The following is a 24,922-nucleotide window of genomic DNA, read 5'->3' on the forward strand; positions in this document are numbered from 1 at the left end:
ACCGTCGGCCACCTCCCGGTGAACTCTCAGACGGGCATGTGCCAGCCGCCGCGCCGGAAGGCCGGCGTCGCGACGGCCAGGACGCCGATCGCCAGCACGACCGCCGCGAGCATCACCAGGGCCATCGCCACGGCGTCGCCGCCGAGGAAGCCGCCCAGCGAGCTCACCGAGCCCGCCACGAGGGACTGGATCGCGCCGATCATGGCCGCGGCGGTGCCCGCGATCTCACCGTGCCGCGACAGGGCCATGGCCGAGGCATTGGCCGGGACGAGCCCCTGGAAGGCGAGCACGCACCACAGGGCCACCAGCAGTCCGATCAGCCCGCCCGCTCCGGTCAGCACCACGACCAGCAGGACGACGACGAGCACCGCCTGGGCGACCACGCCGAACCGCAGCAGCCGCACCGGCGCGACCCTGCGCACCAGCGCCGCGTTGACCTGCGCCGACAGCACGAGCCCGATGCCGTTGACGGCGAACAGCAGCGCGAACTGCCCCTCGCTGAGCCCGAACTCCTGCTGGAAGATGATGGGCGAGCCCACCACGTAGCTCATGAGCACACCGAAGCCCAGCCCGGGGATCACGGCCAGGGCGACGAAGTGCTTGTCGCGCAGCAGCTTCCCGTACCCGCCCGCCACGGTGCGCACGCCGCCGGTCAGACGACGGCGCGGCGGGTGCGTCTCGGGCATCTTCAGGAGCACCACGAGCACCAGCGCGGCGCCCATGACGGCCAGCACGGCGAAGACCCAGCGCCACGTCGCGTGCGCCAGCACGAACGAGCCCAGCGTCGGCGCGAACATCGGCGCCACGCCGATCACGAGCATGAGCCGCGACAGGATGCGGGCCGCCTCCGCGCCGACGAACCGGTCCCGCACCACGGCGACCGAGGCCACGCCGGCCGCCGCGTTGAAGAAGCCCTGCGCGAGCCGCAGGCCGATCAGCACCGGCATGCTCGTCACGACCGCGCAGAGCAGCGAGATGACGACGTGCAGCGCGAGGCCCACGAGCAGCGGGGCGCGGCGCCCGAACCGGTCCGACAGCGGGCCGATGACGAGCTGGCCGACGCCACCGCCGATGAGCATGCACGACACGGTGAGCTGCGCCAGCGCCTCGGTGGAGCCCAGGTCGAGGGCCACCTGCGGCAGCGCGGGCAGGTACATGTCGACGGTGAAGGCGGGCAGCGCCGACAGCGCCCCGAGCATGAGGACCCACTTGACGGTGGACCGGGAGGACGCGCGGCGTGCGGGCACGGCTGAGGAGACGCCCGACGGCGCAGCGGATGGCATGGGCACGATGCTATCGAATCGATACGACGCTGAGAAGTGGTGGACGCGGACCGGACCCGGGACGGCCGTGTGATCTCGCTCTCCGGCCCCGGTGTGTCAGTGGCTCGGTGCATGCTGGTCCCATGTGCGGACGCTTCGCCTCCTTCACCCAGGACCAGGACCTCGCCGACGAGCTCGCGATCGCGGAGATCGCCGACGACGCGCGGCTCCTGCCGCCGTCGTGGAACGTGGCGCCCACCGATCCCGTGCGGGTCGTCGTGGAGCGGGCGGCCCGCGGAAGCTCCGACGTCACGCGGTCGATGCGCGTCGCCCGCTGGGGCCTGGTGCCGTCCTGGGCCAAGGACCCGGGCGTGGGTGCACGCATGATCAACGCCCGCTCCGAGACCTTGCTCGACAAGCCGGCGTTCGCCAAGCCCTTCGCGGCCCGGCGGTGCCTCGTGCTCGCGGACGGGTACTACGAGTGGCGCAAGCTGGGACCGGCCGCACCCGGTTCGAAGAAGGTCGCGAAGCAGCCCTACTGGATCCACCCGGCGGGGTCCGGCGTCGCGGCGCTCGCCGGGCTGTACGAGTTCTGGCGCAACCCGGCCGCGAGCGAGACCGACCCCGACCGCTGGCTGGTGTCCACCACCGTGGTCACCCGGGCCGCCTCCGAGGCGATGACCGCGATCCACGACCGCATGCCGCTGGTGCTCCCACCCAGCGCCTGGGACCAGTGGCTCGACCCGTCGGTCACCGATGCGTCGGACCTGCTCGAGATCGACAACGCGCCGCTCACGACCCGCCCGGTGCGCGACGCCGTCGGGTCCGTGCGGAACGACGGGCCGGAGCTCATCGAGGAGGACCCGGCCCCGCGCGACCCGCAGCCGGTGCTGCTCTGAGGCTGACCACTTTCCCGCTCATGACACATTCGAGTCGCGGATGGCACCGTTCCTCTACACACTTGGTCGGTGACGACCGAGATCGACGTTCCCGATCGACCCGACGGCTACGCGACCTTCATCGCAGATCTGAAGCGGCGGGTCCGCGGCACCCAGCTTCGCGCCGTCCGCGCGGCGAACACCGAGGTGCTCCGGTTGTACTGGTCGGTCGGTCGCGACATCCTCGACCGACAACGCGACGAGGGCTGGGGCGCCAAGGTCGTAGGCCAGATATCCGCAGATCTGCGACGCGAGTTTCCTGGTCAGCGAGGCTGGTCGCCCCGCAGCCTGCACTACATGCGCAAGCTGGCTGACGCGTGGCCGCTGGAGGAGGAATTCGTGCAGCAAGCTGCTGCACACATTCCGTGGGGGCATGTGATGGTTCTCCTCGACAGGCTCGAGGACCGTGCGGAGCGCGAGTGGTACGCGACCGAGGCAGCCCGATACGGGTGGTCTCGCGCAAGCCTCGAGTTCGAGATCAAGACCGATCTCAGAGGTCGCCAGGGTTCGGCCCCCTCCAACTTCACCGCGACGCTGGAGGACTTCGACTCCGACCTCGCTCGGCAAGCAGTCAAGGACCGGTACGTCTTCGAGCACCTGGATCCCCGCGAGCATCGCGCCGAACGTGATCGCGAGCAGGTGCTCACGGACCGCATCCAGGACACACTGCTGGAGCTGGGCCGAGACATGGCGTTCGTCGGACGCCAGTACCGGATCGAGGTGGGCGGAGACGAGTTCTTCGTCGACCTGCTCTTCTTCCACGTGACGCAGCTCCGCTACGTCGTCGTCGAGCTCAAGGTCGGCAAGTTCCAGCCTTCCCATATAGGGCAGATCGGCACCTATGTCGCCATGGTCGACGGCTTGGTGCGAAACCCTCAGGTGCACGCGAAGACGGTGGGGATCCTGCTGTGCACGGAACGCAACGAGGCCACGCTGGACTTCGCTCTCGCCGGGACGGCATCGCCGGTTGCCGTGGCTCTCTACGAAGGGCTGACCGCCCAGGAGCGAGCCGCGCTGCCGAAGCCCGGCGAGCTGGAGGCCGTCATCGGGGAGGAGATGCGCGCGCACGCGCCGGAGACCGTCCGACCGGTTCGCTAACGCGGCAGCCGCAGCTCCGTGAGGGTCCGGATCCGGTGCTCGACCTCCGGGTGCCGGTCCGCGCGGTCGAGCAGCACGGCGCCCAGACCCGCGTCCAGCGGGCCCAGGTAGTCCTTCTGCACGTCGTCGCCCACCATCAGCACCGTGTCCGGCGCGACGCCGAGGATGTCGCACGCTCCGGAGTACGCGCGCGGGTCGGGCTTGCCTGCGGGCAGGTCACTCGAGGCCACCACCATGTCGATGTGCCCCGCCAGGCCGGTGCGCTCGAGCTTCAGGCGTTGGTGCGCCCCGTCGCCGTTCGTGAGCAGGGCGACGACGAGCCCGGCGTCCCGGACCCGCCGCAGGGTCGGTCCGGCGTCGTCGAAGGCCCGCCACGCCCGCTCGTAGCGGGACAGGTAGCCGGCGAAGAGCTCGTCGGCCTCGGCGTCGGTGGCGTCGGCCCCCAGGAACTCCCGCACGCGAACCCGCCGCTGGTCCAGGAACGTGATCTCTCGCCGCTGGTAGCGGGCGTACGCCTCCTCGGAGACCGCGCCCCACGCGGCGACCAGCTCGTCCGGGTCGTCGAGGTCCAGACCCAGCTCGGGGAACCAGTCCAGGAGCGCCGCCCGGGAGGCACCCTCCTGGTCCACGAGCGTGTCGTCGAGATCGAAGAGAACGACTTTCAGCACGCTCGCATCGTGTCACACGCAGGCTGGGGCCCTTCGCGGCGTCCCGATGTCCGGGCGCGCCCCTCTTGAGGGGTGAGCCGGAAACCGTCCGACAACGTTCCGGTCGCCCCACCCGTCCTGACTGATGACAGCACCCTGTCCCTACCCGTCTGGGGGATTGATCCATGACCGCACGACCATCGCTCCGCCCGTCTCCACGCCTGCTCACCATGGGGGCGGCCGCCGCGCTCGTCGTCGGGCTGCTCGGCCAGGGCGGCGCCGCCGACGTCGCCTCGGCGTCACCCGCCGCGGCCGAGCGCGTCGAGTCCACGCACCGGCCAGCCCAGCCGCGCGGGCTCCGGGTCGCGCCCGCGGCCGAGACCGTCACCGCGTACGCCTACGACGGCTACGTCTACCTGGACTCGCCCGCCTGGCTCGCCGCGTACGGCGAGGGGTACGAGTTCCGCGCCCAGCGCGCCAAGCCCTCCGCCCCCGTGACCCTGACCAAGACGGTCATCCGCGGCACGAAGCGCACCACCACGAAGGCGCCCGCGTCGATCGTCGACGGCTTCGACGGGTTCAAGAAGGGCCTCACCGTGCAGGTCGCGACGGCCAAGGGCAAGGTGCTGGCCAAGGAGACACGCACGTTCTGCCTGGGCGGGTCGGAGCGGCAGCGCGTCGAGCCGACCGGCCGCACCGAGCCGATCTACCCCGAGTTCTGCGGCGGGAGCTGGTTCACGAAGTCCACCGTGTTCGGTGTCGAGCAAGGGTGGGCCGCGCGGATCGACGGGTACTTCGAGGTGGAGACCACCCAGAAGAACCTCGTGCTGACCATGAGCATCAGCGAGCCGGTCGCGACGTTCCTCGGCATCCCCGCCGGCAACCGCACGCTGACGCAGAAGGTCACCGTCGAGGACGAGTGCGAGCTGTTCGAGTGCGGTGAGGTCGGCGAGCAGCTCATGGGTACGGCGTCCGAGGGCTTCAGCACCCAGGCGGAGGACGCCCTCACCGACCGGGCGCAGGGCCTGCGGACGCAGGGCGGCCACGCCGCCCACGCCGAGGGCTCGGGCTCGGACCGGCGCGTGAACCTGTTCACGCTGCGCGACGGCGGGCAGCACGGCGACCACCCGGCGCTCGGCCAGGCGGGGTCGAAGCCCTCGTCGAAGCGGCCTGCCCGCGACACGCTGCCCGACCTCGTCTCGGCGCCCGCGTGGCAGATCGGCGTGGAGGTCGACGAGGCCGGGACCGACCGCCTCGCCTTCAACGCGAACGAGTGGAACGCGGGACCGGCGCCGCTCGTGGTCGAGGGCTACCGCAAGGGCGCCAAGGAGGTCATGGACGGCTACCAGTTCTTCTACCGCAACGGCAAGGAGGTGGGCAGCACCCGGGCCGGCACGATGGAGTACCACGCCGCCCCTGAGCACGACCACTAGCACTTCCTGGACTTCGCGAAGTACGAGCTGATCAAGCCGGACGGCACGCTGGTGACCACGAGCGGCAAGCAGTCGTGGTGCCTTGCGCCGACCGACCCGGTGGACCTGTCGGTGCGCGGAGCGGCCTGGCGCCCGGAGGCCACGGGCCTCGACAGCACGTGCGGCGACCGCTCGGCCCTGTGGATGCGGGAGGTGCTGCCCGTCGGCTGGGGCGACACCTACAACCAGAGCCAGACGCAGGCGTTCGACCTGACCAAGGTCCCGAACGGCACCTACCGGATCCGGATCACGGCCAACCCGAACGGCACGCTGCGCGAGGTCACCCGGTCCAACAACATCAGCCTGCGCACGGTCGTCCTGGGCGGCAAGCCGGGCGCGCGCACCGTGAAGGTGCCGCCGTACGAGGGCGTGGACACCGAGCTGCCGCTCGGCGGCGAGCGCTAGGCGCACCGCGCCGGCGCCCGGGACCACGTGTGCCCGGGCGCCGGCCCGCTGCATAGGCTGCGCCCATGACCGCCAGCCCCGCCCCGGCCGTCCCGGCCGGGCGCCACATCACCTGCAGCGTCTCGGACGGCATCGCCGACGTCCGCCTGGACCGCCCCGACAAGCTCAACGCGCTGTCGCTCGACATGCTCCGGGAGCTGCGGTCGACGGCCCGCCGGCTGCGGCACGAGCCCGGTCTGCGGGCCGTCGTCGTCTCCGGGAACGGCCGGTCCTTCTGCGCCGGGCTCGACCTGGGCGCGGCCGCACGGAACCCGGCGGCCGTGGCCCGCGCGTTCGTGCCGACGCCGCGCGGCACCAATCTCTTCCAGGAGGCCTGCTGGGCGTGGCGGCGGCTGCCGGTCCCGGTGATCGCCGCCGTCCACGGGCACGTGATCGGCGCGGGCGTGCAGATCGCCCTGGCGGCGGACCTGCGGCTCACCACCCCCGACGCCCGCTGGTCGGTCAAGGAGGTCGAGCGCGGTCTGGTGCCCGACATGTCGGGGATCCGCGCGCTCACCCAGCTCGTCGGCATCGAGACGGCCAAGCGCCTCACCCTCACCGCCGACGAGGTCACGGGAGCCGACGCCGCCCGGCTCGGCCTGGCCGGGACCGTCACCGACACGCCGCGCGAGGAGGCGTTCGTCCTCGCCGCACGGATAGCCGAGCACCGGCCTGCGGCCGTCGCCGCCGCGAAGCGCCTGTTCGACCGGCACTGGTCGGCGGGCGACCTGCGGACCTTCGCGGCCGAGCGCCGCGCGCAGCTCCGGCTGCTGCCGGGCGCGATGCGGAGCCTGAAGCGCTGACCGCGGGCGCTCAGCCCTGGTACGCGCGCTGCAGACGCACCGGGGACATCGGCCCGATGCCCGGGACGTCCCGGACCGGCTGCGCCGTGAGGGCGTAGCGGGAGCTCGTGGCGAGCTGCGCCGCCGTCTCCTCGTCGACCAGCACCGTCGAGGGATCGGCCTGCTCGGTGAGGCGCGAGGCCAGGTTCACCGTGGGGCCGAAGATGTCGCCGAACCGCGACAGCACCCGGCCCCAGACCAGCCCCACGCGGACCGGGATCTCGGGGTCGCCGGGCTCCGCCGTACCGAGCGCCTCGCCCGAGGTCTCGGCCAGGCCCAGCGCCACCTCCGCGCCCGTGGCGAGGTCGTCGGTCACGAAGAGGACCGCGTCGCCGATGGTCTTCACCACGCGGCCGCCCGCGTTGACGATGACGTCGCGCGCGCCGGCCTCGAACCGCTGCACGAACTCCGCCAGCTCCTCCGAGCCCAGCCCCGCCGTGCGCTTGGTGAACGACACGATGTCCGCGAAGCCGACCCCCCGGACCAGCGGGAGCTGGTGGCTGTCGTTGCGGTCGTCGCCCCGCGATCCGGCGAACTCGATGGCCATGCGCCCGGTGAGCGCGGCGAGCTGCCGCCGCCACGCGTGCTCGAGCTGCCCCAGCAGGGTCTCGGTCATCTCCGGGAGCCGGTCGAGCGCGAGCAGCCGCGCCGAGGTCTCGTCCAGGTCGTACCGCCGGGCCAGGTGCTCCACCAGGGCCTCGACCTGCCAGAGGGCGAGCCGGTCGGCGGTGTGCCCGACGGACCGGACGAAGGTCATCTGCGCCCGCTCGTCCATCTGCTCGGCGTCGAAGAGCGCCGCAGCGTCCTTGAGCGCCTCCACGTCGGCATCGGTGAACCACGTCTCCGTGGGATGGGTGACGGGCAGGCCGATCCAGCGCCAGTACCGGGTGACGAACTGCTTGTCGAGCCCGGTGAGCTCCAGCACCTGCGACAGGGTGTACCGGCGGTGCCCGCCGAGCAGCGTCTCGTCGAGGCGTGCGGCGGTGTCGGCCCCCGGCGCGTCGTGGTGGGCCGGAGAGGTCTCGGAGTTGTGGAGCACGTCACCACTGTAGGCGGGTACGCCAGGTGTCCCGCGCCGTCTCGGCACGAGGACGGGTCAGTCCCAGAACGTCAGCACGAGCGGGATGCCCGTGAGCACGACCAGCATGCCCACCACGGCGACGACGTTCCACAGGCCGAGCCGCACGCCACGGACGCCGTCGTCGCGGTAGAGCAGCACCCAGACCACGAGGAGCCAGGCGACGACGGCGGCGATCAGCCCCGTGGTCGGCGTCCCCTCGCTCTGCACGAACCCCCGGTCCAGCCGGACGGTGCTGATGAGGTAGACCGTGACGACCGCGGCGGCACACACGATCGCCTTGGCCACGGTGACCGTGGCCCGACCTGCGTCCATCGGCGTCTCCTGACCGTCGCGTGCCGCCATCGGCTCTCGCCTGCCTGTTCCGCTGTCGCCTGCGGCGGACATTACCGCAGGCCACCAGGCTTCCGGCAGAGAATTCCGCGGAGTTCACCCCGGCTCGGGCCGGGGTTCACCCGGCCAGGGGACGGCCGGCAGGGCTCAGCGCAGGTGCCAGACGTCGCCCGCGGTCACCGTGCGCTCCTGGCCCGCCGCCGGGCCGGCGTCCTGGCGCACCACCAGCGCGCCCGAGCCGTCCAGGCCCACGGCCTCGCCCTCCACGACCCCCGCACCCCCGGCCAGCTCGGCACGCACCCGGGTGCCCAGCGTCGCCGACACCGCGGTGTACTCGGCAAGCAGTCCTGCGGCGGCGGCGTCGCCGTCGGCCCGCTCCCAGCGCCGCACCACGGCGTGCACCTCGCCGAGCAGGCGCACCAGCACGTCGGTGCGGTCGGGGCGCGGGTAGCCCGCGAGCGCCAGCGAGGTCGCGGTCGGCACGGGCAGCTCCTGCGCGGACTGCGACACGTTGAGGCCGATGCCGAGCACGACGGCGGACGGCTCGGTGCCGTCCGCCGCGGGGACGACCTCCGCGAGGATCCCGGCGACCTTGCGGTACAGGCCGAGGCCCGCGACGGTGTCGACGGCGGGCAGCAGCACGTCGTTGGGCCACTTCACGGCGGCGGTGACCCCGCCGTCCGACACCGTGCGGACGACGGCGAGCCCGGCGAGCAGCGGGAGCCAGCCGAGCGCGCCCGGCGGGACGCGCGGGCGGAGCAGCACGGAGACGGTGAGCCCGGCGCGGGCGGGGGTCTCCCAGCTGCGACCGGCGCGGCCGCGGCCGGCGGTCTGGTGCTCGGCCACGAGGGCGGACGGCGCGGGCCACGCGGCAGGGTCGGCGCGCACGGCGGCAGCGAGCTCCGTGTTGGTGGACGGCGAGGTCTCGACGACCTCCACGCGGGCGAAGCCGGGGACCGCGAGCCGGTCGAGGTACAGGGACTGGTGCACCACCCCATCCTGGCCCCTGCGGGACCGCCCCGCCCTTGGAGGAAACCCACAATCCGGCCGCACGACCCGCTGGACGCTCACGCATCGAGCGGGAGGCATCCGACAACTAGGCTCGGGGTTGTGAACGACGCCACCACCACCCTCGCCGGCACGCGCGCCAAGCTCGACGACCTCGAGGCCCGCCGGGCGGCCGCCATCGACGTCCCCGAGGAGACGGCCCGCGAGAAGCAGCACAAGCGGGGCAAGAAGACCGCCCGGGAACGCATCGAGGCGCTGCTGGACGAGGGCAGCTTCACCGAGCTGGACGCCCTGGCCAAGCACCGCAGCCGCAACTTCGGCCTGGACAAGAAGCGGATCGCCGGCGACGGCGTCGTGACCGGGTACGGCACGATCGACGGCCGGCAGGTCTGCGTCTACTCGCAGGACTTCACGGTGTTCGGCGGGAGCCTCGGCGAGGTGCACGGCCAGAAGATCACCAAGGTGCAGGACCTCGCGCTGCGCACCGGCGTGCCCCTGATCGGCATCAGCGACGGCGGCGGCGCGCGCATCCAGGAGGGTGTCGCCGCGCTGACGCAGTTCGCGGAGATGTTCCGCCGCAACGTCGCGGCGTCCGGCGTGATCCCGCAGATCTCGCTGATCCTCGGCCCGAGCGCGGGCGGCGCGGTGTACTCGCCGGCCCTGACGGACTTCATCGTCATGGCCGACCAGACCTCCAACATGTTCATCACCGGTCCGGACGTGATCCGCACGGTGACGGGCGAGGACGTCGACTTCGAGACCCTGGGCGGCGCCCGGACCCACAACTCGAGGTCCGGCGTGGCGCACTACATGGGCAGCGACGAGGACGACGCGCTCGACTACGTGCGGCACCTGGTGAGCTACCTGCCGCAGAACAACCTCTCGGACGCGCCGGCCTTCCCGCCGGAGGACGACACGGTGCTCGAGGTGACGCCCGAGGACGAGGCGCTCGACGCGCTGATCCCGGACAGCGACAACCAGCCGTACGACATGCGGGAGGCCGTCGAGGCGGTGCTGGACCCGGAGTCGTTCCTGGAGGTCCAGCCGATGTTCGCCACGAACGTGCTGATCGGGTTCGGGCACGTGGAGGGCCAGTCGGTCGGCATCATCGCGAACCAGCCGCAGTCCATGGCGGGCACGCTCGACATCGACGCGGCCGAGAAGGCGGCGCGGTTCGTGCGCACGTGCGACGCGTTCAACATCCCGGTGCTGACCTTCGTGGACGTGCCCGGCTTCCTGCCCGGCGTGGGTCAGGAGCACCAGGGCATCATCCGCCGCGGCGCCAAGCTCATCTACGCGTACGCCGAGGCCACGGTGCCGCTGGTCACGATCATCACGCGCAAGGCGTACGGCGGCGCGTACATCGTCATGGGCTCCAAGCAGCTCGGCGCCGACGTGAACCTGGCCTGGCCCACGGCCCAGATCGCCGTCATGGGCGCGAGCGGCGCGGTGAACATCCTGCAGCGCGGCGCGCTGAAGGCGGTCCAGGAGGCCGGCGGCGACGTCGAGGCGGAGCGCGCCCGGCTGACCGCCGAGTACGAGGACGCCATCGTGAACCCGTGGGACGCCGCCGAGCGCGGGTACGTCGACGCGGTGATCCGCCCGTCCGAGACCCGGGTGCAGGTGGTGCGCGCCCTGCGCGCGCTGCGCACCAAGCGATCTACGCTTCCTCCGAAGAAGCACGGCAACATCCCGCTGTGACCAGCGGGAGGACCGGAGGACGAACCAGATGAGTCACGAGGACGCCACCCACGGCCCGGCGCCGATGGGCCGCGTCGACCCGGAGCCGATGCACCAGGCGGTGGACGCGCTGGCCGCCGCGCTGCACGACTACGTGGGGACGGCCGTGGGCGTCCGCGCCGAGTTCGGCGCCGCGGAGGCGGACGAGGACCCGCGCGTGCTGGCCCTGGAGTCGAAGGTGGGTCACCTCAACGCCGCCCTGTTCGACGCCCTGCACGGCTCGCTCGGCATGCACCCGGACCTCACGTCGTCCGTGTGGGAGCCGGGTCCCGAGGACGACGTCGAGGACGTCGAGGAGCCCGAGCCGGAAGGCGCCGAGGCGTTCTACCTGGGCTTCGTCGTGGCCGCCCGCGAGGGCGGCGATGCGTCCCTGGACGGCGTGATCGACCTGCTCGACGCGGCGGGCGAGTCCGTGGCGACGGCCCTGACCGACGGCGGGTACGACATCGCCGAGTGGGCGGCCTCGCGCGGCGAGGCCCCCGGCTTCGGCTTCTACGAGGAGGACGACGAATGAGCCCCCAGGTGCGCGTGGTGCGCGGCCAGCCCGACGACGTCGAGGTGGCCGCCCTGGTCGCAGGCCTCGCGGCCGTGGCCGCCGCAGGCCCGGAGCCGGACGACGCCGCCCCGCTCGACGAGTGGACCAACCGGGCCCGCTCGCTGCGCGGCAACGGTGCGGCCACGGCCAAGAACTTCGGCGGACGCGCGGGGCGGCACAACGCCGACGCGTGGCGCTGGAGCCTGCGTTCCTGACCCGATATTCGGGGGTCTGCCCGCGGGTCCGGTCGTAGGCTCCCCCTCATGACCTCCCCCACACGTACCCCGACGGCGATCGACGCCGTCGCGGACGACTACGTCACCCGGATCGCCGAGCTCGACCCGATGGCCGCGACGGGCATGGGCCTGCCCGGGCACGACCACGAGCTGACCGACCTCTCCCCCGCGGGTCATGACGCGCGGGCCCAGGCGGGCCGCGAGGTGCTGGCGAAGCTGGACGGGCTGGAGCCCGCCGACGACGTCGACCGGGTCACCCTGTCCGCGATGCGCGAGCGCATCGGCCTCGAGCTGGAGCTGCACGAGGCCGGCGAGGACCTGCGCAACCTCGACAACATCGAGTCGCCGGTGCAGCAGCTGCGCGACGTCTTCGACATGATGCCCACCGGCTCGGTGGAGGCGTGGGAGAACATCGCGGCACGGCTCAACGGCCTGCCGGGTGCGATCGACGGGTACATCGAGTCGCTGACGGCCGCGGCCGCACGGGGCGACGTCGCCGCCGTCCGCCAGGTGCGCGAGGCCCTCGGCCAGGCCCGCGAGCTGGCCGGTGGCAGCTCGTTCTTCACCTCGTTCGTCCAGGGCCCGGAGGTCGACGCGGTGCTGGACGAGTCCGCGTCCTGCAGCCTCGTGCGCAAGGATCTCGAGCACGGGGCGGCGGCAGCCCGCGCGGCCTACGGGAAGCTCGCGGACTTCCTGGAGCGCGACCTGGCGCCGCGGGCCCCGGAGGCCGACGCCGTCGGCCGCGACCGGTACGCCCTGTGGTCGCGGTACTTCCTGGGCGCGACGGTGGACCTCGAGGAGACCTACCAGTGGGGCCTGGAGGAGCTCGCCCGGATCGTCGCCGAGCAGGAGGAGGTCGCCGCGCAGATCGTCGGCCCCGGTGCCACGGTCGAGCAGGCCGTGGCCGCGCTCGACGCCGACCCCGCGCGCAAGGTGCTCGGCACCGACGCGCTCAAGGCCTGGATGCAGGAGACGTCGGACGCCGCGATCACCGCGCTGGACGGCACCCACTTCGACATCCCGGAGCCGGTGCTCGACCTGGAGTGCATGATCGCGCCGACGCACTCGGGCGTCATCTACTACACCCCGCCGAGTGACGACTGGGCCCGGCCGGGCCGCATGTGGTGGGCCGTGCCCGAGGGCGTCACGGAGTTCAACACCTGGCGCGAGAAGACGACCGTGTTCCACGAGGGCGTGCCCGGCCACCACCTGCAGTGCGGCCAGGCCGTGTTCGCCCGGGACACCCTGAACAGCTGGCGCCGGCTGGCCTGCTGGGTCTCGGGGCACGGGGAGGGCTGGGCCCTGTACGCCGAGCGCCTCATGGCCGATTTGGGCTACATGGACGACCCGGGCGACCGCCTCGGCATGCTCGACGCCCAGCGGCTGCGCGCCGCCCGCGTGGTGTTCGACATCGGCGTGCACCTGGGCCTGCCCGCCCCCGAACAGTGGGGCGGCGGCACCTGGACCGCCGAGAAGGGCTGGCCGTTCCTCCTGGCCAACGTGAACATGGCCGAGGAGTTCGTGCGCTTCGAGTTCAACCGGTACCTCGGCTGGCCGGGGCAGGCGCCGTCGTACAAGGTGGGGCAGCGCCTCTGGGAGCAGACCCGTGACGCCGCCCGCACCGCCGCCGCCTCCCGCGGCGAGGAGTTCGACGCCAAGGCGTTCCACGCCCGGGCCCTGAACCTGGGCTCGGTGGGCCTGGACACCCTCCGCGAGGCCCTGGCCTGACAGAGGTTGTCGCCCCTGCCAGGCTTTGAGAACGACCTCCGGGACAGTTTTGGCCTGTTTCCGGTCCCGGAGGTCGTTCTCAAAGACCACACATCCCGGCGACGTTGCGTCGACCACAGGTGGCGGTCGCGGAAGGTTGTGCACAGGATCGGACCGGCGCGCCGCCGGGTCGGGCGGTCCTCCGGTCTGATGGGCGCATGCGACCGACGTTCCAGATTCCTCACCTGCTCCTCCTCGACGCCGCGGGCCAGGAAGGCCTCGTCAGCAAGGCCCAGTGCGACGCCGTTGGCGTCGACAAGCGACATGTCTCCCAGCTCGTCCAGCAGCGCCGGTGGAGCCGCGTGACCCGCGGTGTCTACGACACCGACCCGGTGCCGGTGGCGCAGCGCCGGCGCCCCGACTACCACGAGCACGTCCGGCGGCGGATCGCCTGGACGGCACTCCTCGCCTATGACGACGCCGTCGCCACCGGCAGCTGTGCGCTCGCCCTCTACGGCGTCTCGGGACTGCCCCGTGTCTTCCTGCCTGAGGTGGCTCTCCCCGGCGGTGCCGGCGCACCCGGCCGCGGCGGCATCGTGGTGCGCCAGTACCGCCCGTTCCCCACGCAGGGCCTCAAGGGGCGCACCGTGGCGCAGCTGGTGCCCGCGCTGGCCCAGGCGGTACCCACCCTGCCCCGGGACAACGCGGTGGCGGTGCTGAGCAGCTGCCTGCACGAGGGGTACATCGACCACCAGGGCCTGGCCCACGTGCACGACCTCGTGCGCGGTCGACGCGGTGCGGCGCGCTGCCACTCCTGGTTCGGCCTCGCCGACGGGCGCGACGAGTCGGCCGCCGAGACGTTCGCGCGCCTGTCCTGCCTGGACCACCACGTGCCGCCGGACGGGCAGCAGGTCGACGTGTTCCGTGACGGGGTGTTCCTGGCCCGGGTCGACCTGGTCTACCGACTGCCGGACGGTCGCTGGGTCCTGGTCGAGATCGACGGGATCGAGTTCCACGGGCGCCCAGGAGCTCTCGCCCGTGACGCCAGGCGGCAGAACGACCTGGTCGGCACCGACCAGGTGGTGGTCCTGCGCTATGCGGCCTCCGAGAACGACCGGCCGGGCGGAGTCGGCCGACAGATCGCAGAGCGCCTCAGGATGCTCGGCTGGGAACCGGGGCACGCCCTCGCCGTCGACGAATCGATCGACCTGGGCTCGCCGGTTCGACGCCCCGCACGAGTCTCGTCCGTCCGCGCGACGCGCTAGACGGTGCGGAGGGTGCGCCACGGGATGTTGAGGTCGGCGAACAGCTCGCGCAGGAGCGGGAGGCTGATGCCGACCACGCCGTGGTGGTCGCCCTCGATGCGGTCGATGTACGGGCCGCCCAGGCCGTCGATCGTGAAGGCACCCGCGACGTGCAGCGGTTCCTCGGTGGCGACGTAGGACTCGATCTCGTCGTCGTCGATGTCGGCGAACCAGACGGTGGTCGAGCTGGTCGAGCCCAGGGTCCCGCCCGTGCCGCCCGCGGCGTCGTCGCGCAGGTCCACCACCCAGTGTCCCGTGTGCAGCACGCCCTTGGTGCCGCGCATGGAGCGCCAGCGTTCGCGGGCCGTCGCGGCGTCGGCGGGCTTGCCCACGACGGCGCCGTCGATCTCGAGCATCGAGTCGCACCCGACGACGATCACGTCGGCGGGCGCCTCGGCGTCGTCCTCCGCCCAGGACTCCTCGAGGCGGGACGCCACCTCTTCGGCCTTGGCCTGGGCCAGGACCAGGACGGCGTCGGCGGGGTCGAGGTCGCCGAACCGGTCGGCGGCGTCGGCGAGGACCTTGTCCTCGTCCACGCCGGACACCACGACGTCAGGGGTGATCCCGGCGGACCGCAGCGTGGCGAGTCGGGCGGGAGACTGGGAGGCGAGGACCAGGCGTGGCACCGCGCAACAGTAACGAGAACAGCCCCTGCGGAAACAGAAAAATCGCGGATCCACCGAAAGTGACCCCGATCACCCACCCGCCTGGCCCACCCGGGCAGATCCCGCAGGATCTTTGAGAACGACCTGCGGGACAGATATGGCCCTGTTTCCGTCCCTCAGGTCGTTCTCGAACGCGAGGCGGCGTGTTTGGCCAGTAGCGACAACGGGCGGGGGCGACGTGCTGTCCCGGGCCGCTCGCCATGTCCGAACCCTCCAAACGGCACCTGCCGGGGTTGGTCTGGTCTCCAGACTTTCTCGCTGGTACCCGGGGGCGGTACTGGCGCCGCGTACCACCGGGTTACGGTGAGCCGTGCCCAGTTCCAGCCTGCCCCGAACCATCTCGAAGGTGCTCATCGCCAACCGTGGTGAGATCGCCGTGCGCGTGGCCCGTGGATGTGCCGACGCGGGGCTGCTTTCCGTCGCCGTCTATGCCGACCAGGACCGGGAGTCCCTGCACGTGCGCCTCGCCGACGAGGCGTTCGCGCTCGGCGGCGCCCGCGCGGCGGACACCTACCTGGACCCCGCCAAGCTGCTCGACGTGGCCCGCCGGTCCGGCGCCGACGCCGTGCACCCGGGCTACGGGTTCCTGTCGGAGAACGCGGAGTTCGCGCAGGCCGTCATCGACGCCGGGCTGGTGTGGATCGGGCCGCCGCCGTCGGCCATCGAGGCGCTGGGCGACAAGGTGAGCGCGCGGCACATCGCGCAGCGCGCGGGCGCACCGCTCGTTCCCGGCACACCCGACCCGGTCCAGGACGCCGCCGAGGTGCGCGCCTTCGCCGAGGAGCACGGGCTGCCCATCGCCATCAAGGCGGCGTTCGGCGGCGGCGGCCGCGGCCTCAAGGTCGCCCGCACGTTCGACGAGATCGAGGAGCTCTACGAGTCCGCCGTGCGCGAGGCCGTGGCGGCGTTCGGCCGGGGCGAGTGCTTCGTGGAGCGCTACCTGGACAAGCCGCGCCACGTGGAGACCCAGTGCCTCGCCGACACGCACGGCAACGTCGTGGTGGTGTCCACCCGCGACTGCTCCCTGCAGCGCCGCCACCAGAAGCTGGTCGAGGAGGCACCCGCGCCGTTCCTCACGCCCGAGCAGGAGAAGTCCCTGTACACGGCGTCGGAGGCGATCCTGCGCGAGGCCGGGTACGTCGGCGCGGGCACGTGCGAGTTCCTCGTGGGCCTGGACGGCACCATCTCGTTCCTCGAGGTGAACACGCGTCTGCAGGTCGAGCACCCGGTGACCGAGGAGGTCACGGGCATCGACCTGGTCCGCGAGCAGCTCCGGATCGCCGCGGGCGAGCCGCTGGGCTACGGCACCACGGTGGTGCGGGGGCACTCGATCGAGTTCCGCATCAACGGCGAGGACCCGGCCGCGAACTTCCTGCCGGCACCGGGCCGCCTGAACACCGTCACCTGGCCGTCGGGCCCGGGCGTGCGTGTCGACACCGGCGTGGTCGCGGGCGACACCGTCTCCGGCGCCTTCGACTCGATGATCGCCAAGCTGATCGTCACGGGCGCCACGCGTGCCCAGGCCGTCGAGCGGGCACGCCGCGCGCTGCGCGAGCTCGTGGTCGAGGGCATCCCCACGGTGGTGCCGTTCCACAAGGCGGTGCTCGACGCCGACGCGTTCGTGCCGGCGGACGGCTCGCCGTTCCGCGTGCACACCCGCTGGATCGAGACCGAGTTCACCGACGAGCTCAAGGCGCTCGCCCCGGCCCCCGCCCCGGCGGTCGAGGACGAGCCCGAGGAGGTCACGGCCGAGCGCGTCGTCGTCGAGGTGGGCGGACGGCGCCTGGAGGTCGTGCTGCCCGCGGGTCTCGGCGTGGCGGCGGGCCGGGCCCGCACCGCGAACGCCCGGCGGCCGGCGCGGCGCAGCACCACGACCAGGACGTCGGGCGGCTCGGCCGGCACCACGCTGGCCTCCCCCATGCAGGGCACCATCGTCAAGGTCGCGGTCGAGGAGGGTGCGCAGGTGGCCGAGGGCGACCTCGTCGTCGTGCTCGAGGCCATGAAGATGGAGCAGCCCATCCTGGCGCACCGCGCGGGCACCGTGCGGTCGCTGACGGCGGCCCCGGGCGCAGGCGTGACAGCGGGGGCGGCGCTCTGCGAGATCGTCGACTGACCGTCCCCGCAGACATGTCCCGGCCCGACCTGACAGACTGACGCCGTGCCGAACCCCACGCTGCCCCCGTCCGACCTGCACCGGCACGACGGCGACGGCTGGGTCACGTGCGGCGACCACCGGCACTGGGGCCTGTTCGGCGCCGCCGGCCTGCTGCTCGTGCGCCGGGACGACGACGGCGCGCCCGCCGACCTGGTGCTCCAGCACCGCGCCCTGTGGTCGCACATGGGTGGCACGTGGGGCATCCCGGGCGGTGCGCTCGCCCCGGACGAGAAGCCCGTGGCGGGTGCCCTGCGGGAGGCCGCCGAGGAGGCCGCGATCGACCCGGCGGCCGTGCACGTCGTCGGGACGCACGTGCTGGAGCACCCGGCGTGGTCGTACACGACCGTCGTGGCCGACGTCGTCCCCGGGTTCCACGTCGAGCCTCGTGCGGCTGACCCGGAGAGCCTGGAGGTCCGCTGGGTGAGCCTGCGCGACGTCGGCGGGCTGACCCTGCTGCCCGCGTTCGGCGAGGCGCTCCCCCGGCTGCTCGATCTGCTCGGCTGACCCGGTCCACGGCGGTCCTTTCGGTTTCTGACCTGCGATAAGACCTGCGTACCGTGACCGGACCGCAACCCGATTTCATCCGCTGAACCGCCCCACGGGCACCGCCCACGGCACGAGAATGTGAGACGTGCCCCCTTCTCCTGCCGGCGTCGCTCAGCGTCCCGGTGCACGGCTCCCCGAGATCCACGGCCTCCGGGGGCTCGCCCTCGTGCTGGTCGTCCTGTTCCACCTGTTCGGCGGCGGACGGGTCTCGGGCGGTGTCGACGTGTTCCTCGTGGTCTCCGGCTTCCTGGTGACCCGCTCGCTCGTGCGCCGGGCCGACGACGGCTCCCTCCGCCTCGGTGCCGTCTGGGCCCGCAACGCGGCACGTCTGGCGCCGTCCGCCCTCCTGGTGCTGGCCGCCGTCGCGGGCGGCGCGTGGCTGCTGCTGCCGGAGTCGCGCTGGGAGAGCGTCTGGCGCCAGGTCGTGGCGAGCGCGCTGTACGTCGAGAACTGGGACCTGGTGGCCAACGAGCTGAGCTACGGCGCGGCCGGGCCGGCGGCGAGCCCGCTGCAGCACTTCTGGTCGCTCTCCGTCCAGGGACAGTTCCTGCTGGTGTGGCCGGTGCTCGCGCTGCTCGTCGGCGTCCTGGCGCGGCGTGCCCGGGTGCGGGTCCGCACCGTGCTGCTGCCGCTCGTCGCGCTCGCCACGGTGGCGTCGTTCGCCTACGCGGTGCACCTGACGGCCGTGCAGCAGCCCGTGGCCTACTTCCACACGGCCACCCGGTTCTGGGAGCTCGGCGCGGGCGCGCTGCTCGGGCTGGTCCCGCTCGGCGTGCCCGGGCGGCTCCGTGCCCTCGGCTCCTGGCTGGGTCTCGGCCTCGTGGTCGCCTCGGGCTTCGTGCTCGACGGCGGCGCCCTGTTCCCGGGCCCGTGGACGCTCTGGCCGGTCGCCGGGGCCCTGCTGGTGATCGCGGGCGCCGGGACGCCGTCGGCGTGGGGACCGCGCGGCACGCTCGCCCTCGCCCCGCTGCGGTTCCTCGCCGACATCTCCTACGAGCTGTACCTGTGGCACTGGCCCGTGCTGATCTTCCTCATGGCGCTCACCGACGTGTCCGCCGTCGGCTGGCGCGAGGCCGCGCTGGTGCTCACCGTCTCCGTGCTCCTGGCCTGGCTCACCCAGCGCCTCGTGGCCCGGCCCGCCGCGCGCGCCGTGCCCCGCACGCTCCGGCCGCGCCGCGCCGTGGGCGCGCTCGCCGCCGCCACGGCGGCCACCGCCCTCGTCGTGGGTCCGGTGCTCGCCCTCCAGGCCGAACTCCGGCAGCAGACGGCGCAGGCCGCCGCGGAGTTCGGCGTCGTGGACACCCTGCACCCCGGCGCGTCGGCGCTCGGCACGGCCGAGATCGTGCCGGCCGCCGACCTGCGTCCCGCGCTGGACGCCGCGCAGGCCGACAAGGGCCCGTTCTTCACCGACGACCGGTGCGTGCAGGAGCACGGCACCGGCCCAGGCCTGGGGGAGGCGCTCTGGTGCGACCTGCACGCCCCCGAGCACCCCACCGCGACCGTGCTGCTGGCCGGCGGCTCCCACACGTACCAGTGGGCCGACACGTTCCTGCAGATCGCCCGGGACAACGACTGGCGGCTCGTGCTCGCGGGCAAGGGCCAGTGCCGGGTCAAGCACGTTCCGGACGCCGAGCACGGCTGCCTGGTGTGGGGCGACAACGTGATCGAGCTCGCCACGCAGCTGCGGCCGGACGCGATGGTCGTGGACGGCACCCACACGCACTACGACGGCGAGCTGGAGGACATCCCCGCCGAGCAGGTCGCCGCGTGGCAGCTCCTCGACCAGGCAGGGGTCCGGCTGATCGGCCTGCGGGACAACCCGCGCGGCGGCAGCGAGCCCCTGGTCCGCGACTGCCTGGCGGAGCACGGCGTCACCACGTCCCTGTGCGACGTGACCATGTCGCAGGTGTTCCCGCCGGTCTCCCCCGTGCTGACGACGCCCGGCGTGCCCGACTCGATGGTGCACGTGGACCTCACCGAGTGGTACTGCCGCGCGGAGGAGGACCGCTGCCCCGCGGTGATCGGCAACGTGCTCGTCTACCGGGACAGCAGCCACCTCACCAACACGTTCCTCCGGTCGATGCAGCCGATGCTCGCCGAGGCGCTCGCCGCGCAGGCGCCGTGGCTCTTCCCGGTGGAGCCGGCCAGCCGGCCCTGACTCGCTGCTATAGGGTCGATTCGTGCATATCCGGATCGCTCCCGAAGAGGTGCTGGCCCTGGCGCGGATCGCCGGGCAGGCGCCGCCCGTCATCAGCTCCGTCGTCGGCGACCGGGACGTGATCCGCGTGGTCGCGGACCTGCGCCGCCTGGAGACGCTGCCCGGCCCGCTCCGCCTGGCCGTGAAGATCGCGCCGATCGTGCGGGCCGACGTGCGCCTGGCCACGTTCGAGCGCGGCGTCGCCACGCTCGCGGTCGAGGTGAACGCCGCGGGCCTGCCGGCCCACCGCCTGCTCAGCCTGGCCGCCGCGCCGATCGAGCAGGAGGTCGCCAAGCAGGGCCTGCCGCCGGGGGTCGTCGACGTGCAGCCCGACGCGCGGATCGCCGTCGACGTCGAGCGCCTCCTGGAGGCCAAGGTGCCCGGCCTGACCGTCACGGGCGCGCGCGTCGAGGACGGTCAGATCGTCCTCGACGCGTCCGTCGCGTAGCCGGCGGGGCTTACCTGCCCACCCGCGCGTCCAGCACGCGGGCGCCCTCCCCGATCGAGCCGGACAGCGACGGGTAGATCGTGAACGCCGAGGCCACGTTCTCGACGGTGAGCCGGTGCTGCACCGCGAGCGTGATCGGGAAGATCAGCTCGGACGCGCGCGGCGCCACGACCACGCCGCCCAGCACCACGCCCGCCTCGGGGTGGGCGAACAGCTTCACGAACCCGTCGCGGATGCCGAGCATCTTGGCGCGCGGGTTGCGGGCCAGCGGCAGCGTCGTCGTGATGTAGCGCGAGCTCTGCGCGCGCAGCTTCTCCTCGCTGTAGCCGACGGTCGCGATCTCGGGTGCGGTGAAGATGTTCGACGCGACGGTGCGCAGCGCGAGCGGCTGGACGGCGTCGCCCAGCGCGTGCGCCACGGCGATGCGCCCCTGCATGGCCGCGACCGACGCGAGCGGCAGCACACCCGTGCAGTCGCCGGACGCGTAGATGCCGCGCACGGACGTGCGGGAGACCCGGTCGACGACGACGTGCCCCGACTCGGACAGCCGCACGCCGGCCTCCTCCAGCCCCAGGCCGGACGTCGCGGGCACGCCGCCGACCGCGACCAGCACGTGCGACCCGTGGACCACGCGGCCGTCGGCCAGCGTGACCTCGACGCCGTCGTCCGTGCGCACCGCGGCCGCCGCGCGCGAACGCGACAGCACCGTCATCCCGCGGGACCGGAACACGCCCTCCAGGAGCTCGGCGGCGTCCTCGTCCTCGCCCGGCAGCACCCGGTCACGGCTGGAGACCAGCACGACGTCCGAGCCGAGCGCGTTGTACGCCCCCGCGAACTCGGCGCCGGTGACGCCGGAGCCCACCACGATGAGCCGTTCGGGCAGCTCCCGCAGGTTGTACATCTGCGTCCAGGTGAGGATGCGCTCGCCGTCGGGCACCGCCGTCGGCAGCGTGCGCGGGGTGGCGCCGAGCGCGAGCAGGATCGAGTCCGCCTCGAGCGTCTCGGTGCCGCCGTCGGGCAGCTCCGCCACGACGCGCGCGGGGCCGTCGAGGCGTCCCCGGCCGGCGACGATCCGGATGCCCTCGCGCTCCAGGCGGCCCCGGATGTCGGAGCTCTGCGCCCGCGCCAGCGCGAGCACGCGCTTGTTCACGGCCTGCAGGTCCACGAGGTGCTTGCGCTTCTCGGCCGACGACGCCGCGGCCTCCACGGCCGACCCGCCCAGCCCGGGCGCCGAGTACGCGGACACCACGGGGATGCCGCCGGTGGCCAGCGACACGTCGACGTCGGACAGCGGGTCCACGACGTCGCCGGGCATCCGGATGCCCAGCTCGGGCGCGCGGTCGGCGATGGTCATCCACTCGGCGGTGGCGATGAGGGTCTTGGACGGCACCACGTCGGTCAGCACGGCGGCGCCGCCCAGGCCCTGCTGCTCCACCACGGTCACCTGCGCGCCGTGGCTGCGGGCCACCAGCGCCGCCTCGTATCCGCCGGGGCCACCTCCCACGACGACGACATGGGGCGGGACGGCTGCGGGATCGAGGGGGGTCACGACCCCATTCTCGCATCGCCGGCGGATGTCACGAAGTCGCGGGGGCCGTGGGCGCGTGCCACGGGGAAAGTGGCGATAACCTCGGACCATGAGCACGGAGCCAGACCTGGACGACCCGACGACCGACCCCTTCGACGTGGCCGCGGCCGCCGCCGAGTACATCGCCGCGAAGACCGGGGTGTCGGGGCACGACGTCGCCCTCGTGCTCGGGTCCGGCTGGGGCGGTGCGGCGGAGCTGATCGGTGACGTCGTCGCCGAGATCCCCACCGCGGACATCCCCGGCTTCGTGAAGCCCGCCGTCGAGGGCCACCGGTCCACGACCCGGTCGATCCGCATCGAGCGGCCCGACGGCGCCGTGCGGCACGCGCTGGTGCTCGGCTCCCGCACCCACCTCTACGAGGGCCGCGGCGTCCGCCGGGTGGCCCACGGCGTGCGCACCGCCGCCGCCGCGGGCTGCGAGACCGTCATCCTGACCAACGGCTGCGGCAGCGTGCACATCGGCTGGCGCCCGGGTCAGGTCGTGCTCCTCAAGGACCACCTGAACCTCACGGGGCAGACGCCGCTGGAGGGCGCCAAGTTCGCCGACATGACGAACATCTACACGCCGCGCCTGCGCGAGATCGCCCGGAGCGTCGACCCCGACCTGCCCGAGGGCGTGTACGCGCAGTTCCACGGCCCGCAGTACGAGACCCCGGCCGAGGTGAAGATGGCGAGCCTCCTGGGCGCCGACCTCGTCGGCATGTCCACGGCGGTCGAGGCGGTCGCCGCCCGGCACAGCCGCATGGACGTGCTCGGCATCTCGCTGGCCACCAACCTCGCGGCGGGCATCAGCCCCACGCCGCTGGCCCACGAGGAGGTCCTCGAGGCGGGCCGCCAGGCCGGACCCCGCATCAGCGACCTGCTCGCCAAGATCGTCAAGCAGATCTGATGGCCGAGCCCACCCCGCAGACCGCCACCGGGACCCTGTCGGCCCCGGACCTCGTCGCCCGCGCCGAGGCCTGGATGGCCGCGGACGTCGACCCGTCCGACGTCGACGAGCTGCGCTCCCTGGTCGAGCGGACGTCCGACCCCCACGCGGGCGAGGCCGCGCTCGCCGAGCTCGCCGACCGGTTCGCGGGCCCGCTGGAGTTCGGCACGGCCGGGCTCCGGGGCGCGATGGCCGCCGGCCCCAACCGGATGAACCGCGCCGTGGTGACCGCCGCGGCGGCCGGCCTGGGCTCGTTCCTCGCCGCCGAGGTCAAGGGCACCCCGCGCGTCGTGGTCGGCTTCGACGCCCGGTACCGGTCCGCCGAGTTCGCCCGGGACACCGCGGCCGTGCTCACCGCCGCGGGCGCCGAGGTGCTGCTCCTGCCGGCCCCCGGCCCCACGCCCGTGCTGGCGTTCGCCGTCCGCCACCTCGAGGCCGACGCGGGCGTCATGGTCACCGCGAGCCACAACCCCGCGGCGGACAACGGCTACAAGGTGTACCTGGGCGGCCGGGTGGTCACCGACGCCGGGCAGGGCGCGCAGATCGTGCCGCCCTACGACGCCCTGATCGCCGGGGAGATCGCGCTCGTGCGCTCCGCGAAGGACGTGCCGCGCGCCGAGTCCGGCTGGACCGTGCTGGGCCCGGAGATCACCGACGCGTACCACGCGGCCGTCTCCGGCCTGCACGACGGCGCTACGGGCACCCGCCTGCGCATCGTCACCACGTCGCTGCACGGGGTGGGCGGCGCGGCCGTCGCCCGTGTGCTGGCCGAGGCCGGCTTCACCGACGTGGTGCCCGTCGAGGAGCAGGCCGCACCCGACCCGGACTTCCCGACCGTCGCTTTCCCCAACCCGGAGGAGCCCGGCGCGATCGACATGGCGCTCGCGCTGGCCCAGGACTCCCGCGCGGACCTGGTGATCGCCAACGACCCCGACGCGGACCGCTGCGCCGTGGCCGTGCTCGACCCGCAGTACGGCACCTACCAGGGTGCCGAGACGGCGTCGTCGCAGGGCTGGCGCATGCTGCACGGCGACGAGGTGGGCATGCTGCTCGGCTGGGACGCGGCCGAGCGCGCCGCGGCCGCCGGCACCGGCGGCACCCTGGCCTGCTCGATCGTGTCGTCCCGGGCCCTGGCGGCGATCGCGGGCGCGCACGGCCTGGAGCACGCGACGACGCTCACGGGCTTCAAGTGGATCTCCCGCACCCCGGGCCTCGTGTTCGGGTACGAGGAGGCCCTCGGCTACTGCGTGGACCCCGCGCACGTCCGGGACAAGGACGGGCTGTCCGCGGCCGTGGCGGTGGCGCAGCTCGCGCGGCGGCTCGCCGCGCAGGGCCGCACCCTCCTGGACCTGCTCGACGACGTCGCGCGCGCGTGCGGGCTGCACGTGACCGGACAGGTGTCGGCGCGGTTCGACGACCTGACCAGGATCGCGGAGACGATGGCCGCCCTGCGCACGGCCCCGCCGTCGGCCCTCGCGGGCTCGCCGGTGGACTCGGTCCGCGACCTCGCTGAGGGCCTGGACGGGCTGCCGCCGACCGACGGCGTGGTGCTGCTGACCGCGGACGACACCCGCGTCATCGTGCGGCCCAGCGGTACGGAGCCCAAGGTGAAGTGCTACCTCGAGGTAGTTTCCGCGGTCGCGCCCGACGCGTCCGCGGCCGACCTCGCCGAGGCGCGCGTCGCCGCGCGCGAGCGGCTGGACCGGGTGGGCGCGGACGTGCGGGCGGCCCTGGGCCTCTGAGGGGCCCTC

23 protein-coding genes are annotated in these 24,922 nt (G+C 73.3%); 16 read left to right on the top strand and 7 right to left on the bottom strand.

The genetic code is table 11. The annotated features are described in order from the left end of the window. Positions 1-26 precede the first annotated feature (26 nt). A complete protein-coding gene (locus APR03_RS01485) occupies positions 27-1,283 on the bottom strand; it encodes a multidrug effflux MFS transporter (protein ID WP_253832055.1) in 1,257 nt (418 codons plus the stop codon). Between the two features lie 122 nt (positions 1,284-1,405). Between APR03_RS01485 and APR03_RS01490 the strand changes: the two genes are divergently transcribed. Then, on the top strand, positions 1,406-2,161 hold the full coding sequence (locus APR03_RS01490) for an SOS response-associated peptidase (RefSeq protein ID WP_253832057.1): 756 nt from the start codon (positions 1,406-1,408) through the stop codon (positions 2,159-2,161). 69 nt (positions 2,162-2,230) lie between these two features. After that, positions 2,231-3,298 (top strand): PDDEXK nuclease domain-containing protein, encoded by a 1,068-nt coding sequence (locus tag APR03_RS01495; protein ID WP_253832059.1) that lies wholly within the window; start codon positions 2,231-2,233, stop codon positions 3,296-3,298. On the opposite strand, the gene APR03_RS01500 is transcribed toward APR03_RS01495, so the two are convergent. Then, positions 3,295-3,966: an HAD family hydrolase gene (locus tag APR03_RS01500; RefSeq protein WP_253832060.1), complete on the bottom strand. Its 672-nt coding sequence runs from the start codon at positions 3,964-3,966 to the stop codon at positions 3,295-3,297. The two genes, APR03_RS01495 and APR03_RS01500, sit on opposite strands and share 4 nt — an antisense overlap. Before the next feature lie 164 nt (positions 3,967-4,130). On the opposite strand from APR03_RS01500, the gene APR03_RS01505 reads away from it, so the two are divergent. The 3 genes from APR03_RS01505 (at position 4,131) to APR03_RS01515 (ending at position 6,664) form a co-directional block, all read left to right on the top strand. After that, positions 4,131-5,378, top strand: a complete 1,248-nt coding sequence (locus APR03_RS01505) for a hypothetical protein (RefSeq protein ID WP_253832061.1) — start codon at positions 4,131-4,133, stop codon at positions 5,376-5,378. 6 nt (positions 5,379-5,384) lie between these two features. Further along, positions 5,385-5,822 carry a lysyl oxidase family protein gene (locus tag APR03_RS01510; protein WP_275977015.1) on the top strand — a complete coding sequence of 146 codons (438 nt, stop codon included), beginning with the start codon at positions 5,385-5,387 and terminating at the stop codon, positions 5,820-5,822. A 65-nt stretch (positions 5,823-5,887) separates the two neighbouring features. Continuing rightward, entirely contained in the window at positions 5,888-6,664 is a 777-nt protein-coding gene (locus APR03_RS01515) for a crotonase/enoyl-CoA hydratase family protein (RefSeq protein ID WP_253832063.1), read from the top strand. A gap of 10 nt (positions 6,665-6,674) precedes the next feature. Here APR03_RS01515 and APR03_RS25125 read toward each other — a convergent pair whose 3' ends face one another. The 3 genes from APR03_RS25125 to APR03_RS01530 all read right to left on the bottom strand — a co-directional run bounded on the left by APR03_RS25125 (position 6,675) and on the right by APR03_RS01530 (position 9,104). Beyond that, positions 6,675-7,742 carry an adenylate/guanylate cyclase domain-containing protein gene (locus tag APR03_RS25125; protein ID WP_253832064.1) on the bottom strand — a complete coding sequence of 356 codons (1,068 nt, stop codon included), beginning with the start codon at positions 7,740-7,742 and terminating at the stop codon, positions 6,675-6,677. Between the two features lie 57 nt (positions 7,743-7,799). After that, positions 7,800-8,096: a hypothetical protein gene (locus APR03_RS01525; protein ID WP_253832065.1), complete on the bottom strand. Its 297-nt coding sequence runs from the start codon at positions 8,094-8,096 to the stop codon at positions 7,800-7,802. A gap of 165 nt (positions 8,097-8,261) precedes the next feature. After that, positions 8,262-9,104, bottom strand: coding sequence for a biotin--[acetyl-CoA-carboxylase] ligase (locus tag APR03_RS01530; protein WP_253832066.1), 843 nt, complete (start codon positions 9,102-9,104; stop codon positions 8,262-8,264). A 120-nt stretch (positions 9,105-9,224) separates the two neighbouring features. Between APR03_RS01530 and APR03_RS01535 the strand changes: the two genes are divergently transcribed. From APR03_RS01535 to APR03_RS01555, 5 genes are all read left to right on the top strand, one after another. After that, positions 9,225-10,823: an acyl-CoA carboxylase subunit beta gene (locus APR03_RS01535; RefSeq protein WP_253832067.1), complete on the top strand. Its 1,599-nt coding sequence runs from the start codon at positions 9,225-9,227 to the stop codon at positions 10,821-10,823. 28 nt (positions 10,824-10,851) lie between these two features. Beyond that, positions 10,852-11,376 (top strand): hypothetical protein, encoded by a 525-nt coding sequence (locus tag APR03_RS01540; RefSeq protein ID WP_253832068.1) that lies wholly within the window; start codon positions 10,852-10,854, stop codon positions 11,374-11,376. Beyond that, positions 11,373-11,612 carry an acyl-CoA carboxylase epsilon subunit gene (locus APR03_RS01545; RefSeq protein ID WP_253832069.1) on the top strand — a complete coding sequence of 80 codons (240 nt, stop codon included), beginning with the start codon at positions 11,373-11,375 and terminating at the stop codon, positions 11,610-11,612. Before APR03_RS01540 ends, APR03_RS01545 begins: the two co-directional genes overlap by 4 nt. A 48-nt stretch (positions 11,613-11,660) precedes the next feature. Next, a complete protein-coding gene (locus APR03_RS01550) occupies positions 11,661-13,361 on the top strand; it encodes a DUF885 domain-containing protein (RefSeq protein WP_253832070.1) in 1,701 nt (566 codons plus the stop codon). Between the two features lie 197 nt (positions 13,362-13,558). After that, complete coding sequence (locus APR03_RS01555; protein WP_253832071.1) at positions 13,559-14,605, top strand: putative endonuclease domain-containing protein; 1,047 nt, start codon at positions 13,559-13,561, stop codon at positions 14,603-14,605. On the opposite strand, the gene APR03_RS01560 is transcribed toward APR03_RS01555, so the two are convergent. Further along, positions 14,602-15,270, bottom strand: coding sequence for a Maf family protein (locus APR03_RS01560; protein WP_253832072.1), 669 nt, complete (start codon positions 15,268-15,270; stop codon positions 14,602-14,604). The two genes, APR03_RS01555 and APR03_RS01560, sit on opposite strands and share 4 nt — an antisense overlap. Before the next feature lie 349 nt (positions 15,271-15,619). Here APR03_RS01560 and APR03_RS01565 point away from each other — a divergent pair, with 349 nt between their 5' ends. The 4 genes from APR03_RS01565 to APR03_RS01580 all read left to right on the top strand — a co-directional run bounded on the left by APR03_RS01565 (position 15,620) and on the right by APR03_RS01580 (position 20,655). Beyond that, positions 15,620-17,422: an acetyl/propionyl/methylcrotonyl-CoA carboxylase subunit alpha gene (locus tag APR03_RS01565; RefSeq protein ID WP_372494727.1), complete on the top strand. Its 1,803-nt coding sequence runs from the start codon at positions 15,620-15,622 to the stop codon at positions 17,420-17,422. A gap of 45 nt (positions 17,423-17,467) precedes the next feature. Beyond that, positions 17,468-17,968 carry an NUDIX domain-containing protein gene (locus tag APR03_RS01570; RefSeq protein WP_253832073.1) on the top strand — a complete coding sequence of 167 codons (501 nt, stop codon included), beginning with the start codon at positions 17,468-17,470 and terminating at the stop codon, positions 17,966-17,968. A gap of 127 nt (positions 17,969-18,095) precedes the next feature. Then, positions 18,096-20,168, top strand: coding sequence for an acyltransferase family protein (locus APR03_RS25130; RefSeq protein WP_253832074.1), 2,073 nt, complete (start codon positions 18,096-18,098; stop codon positions 20,166-20,168). 22 nt (positions 20,169-20,190) lie between these two features. Continuing rightward, entirely contained in the window at positions 20,191-20,655 is a 465-nt protein-coding gene (locus APR03_RS01580) for a hypothetical protein (RefSeq protein WP_253832075.1), read from the top strand. A 10-nt stretch (positions 20,656-20,665) separates the two neighbouring features. Here APR03_RS01580 and APR03_RS01585 read toward each other — a convergent pair whose 3' ends face one another. Further along, complete coding sequence (locus APR03_RS01585; protein WP_253832076.1) at positions 20,666-22,204, bottom strand: NAD(P)H-quinone dehydrogenase; 1,539 nt, start codon at positions 22,202-22,204, stop codon at positions 20,666-20,668. An 88-nt stretch (positions 22,205-22,292) separates the two neighbouring features. On the opposite strand from APR03_RS01585, the gene APR03_RS01590 reads away from it, so the two are divergent. Further along, the gene (locus tag APR03_RS01590; RefSeq protein WP_253832077.1) at positions 22,293-23,132 is read left to right on the top strand and encodes a purine-nucleoside phosphorylase; all 840 of its coding nucleotides are present in this window, start codon (positions 22,293-22,295) and stop codon (positions 23,130-23,132) included. After that, positions 23,132-24,913: a phospho-sugar mutase gene (locus tag APR03_RS01595; RefSeq protein WP_372494729.1), complete on the top strand. Its 1,782-nt coding sequence runs from the start codon at positions 23,132-23,134 to the stop codon at positions 24,911-24,913. The genes APR03_RS01590 and APR03_RS01595 overlap by 1 nt, the downstream gene beginning before the upstream one ends. Positions 24,914-24,922 lie beyond the last annotated feature (9 nt).

Source organism: Promicromonospora thailandica, from assembly GCF_024171955.1.
GTDB classification, from domain to species: domain Bacteria; phylum Actinomycetota; class Actinomycetes; order Actinomycetales; family Cellulomonadaceae; genus Promicromonospora; species Promicromonospora thailandica.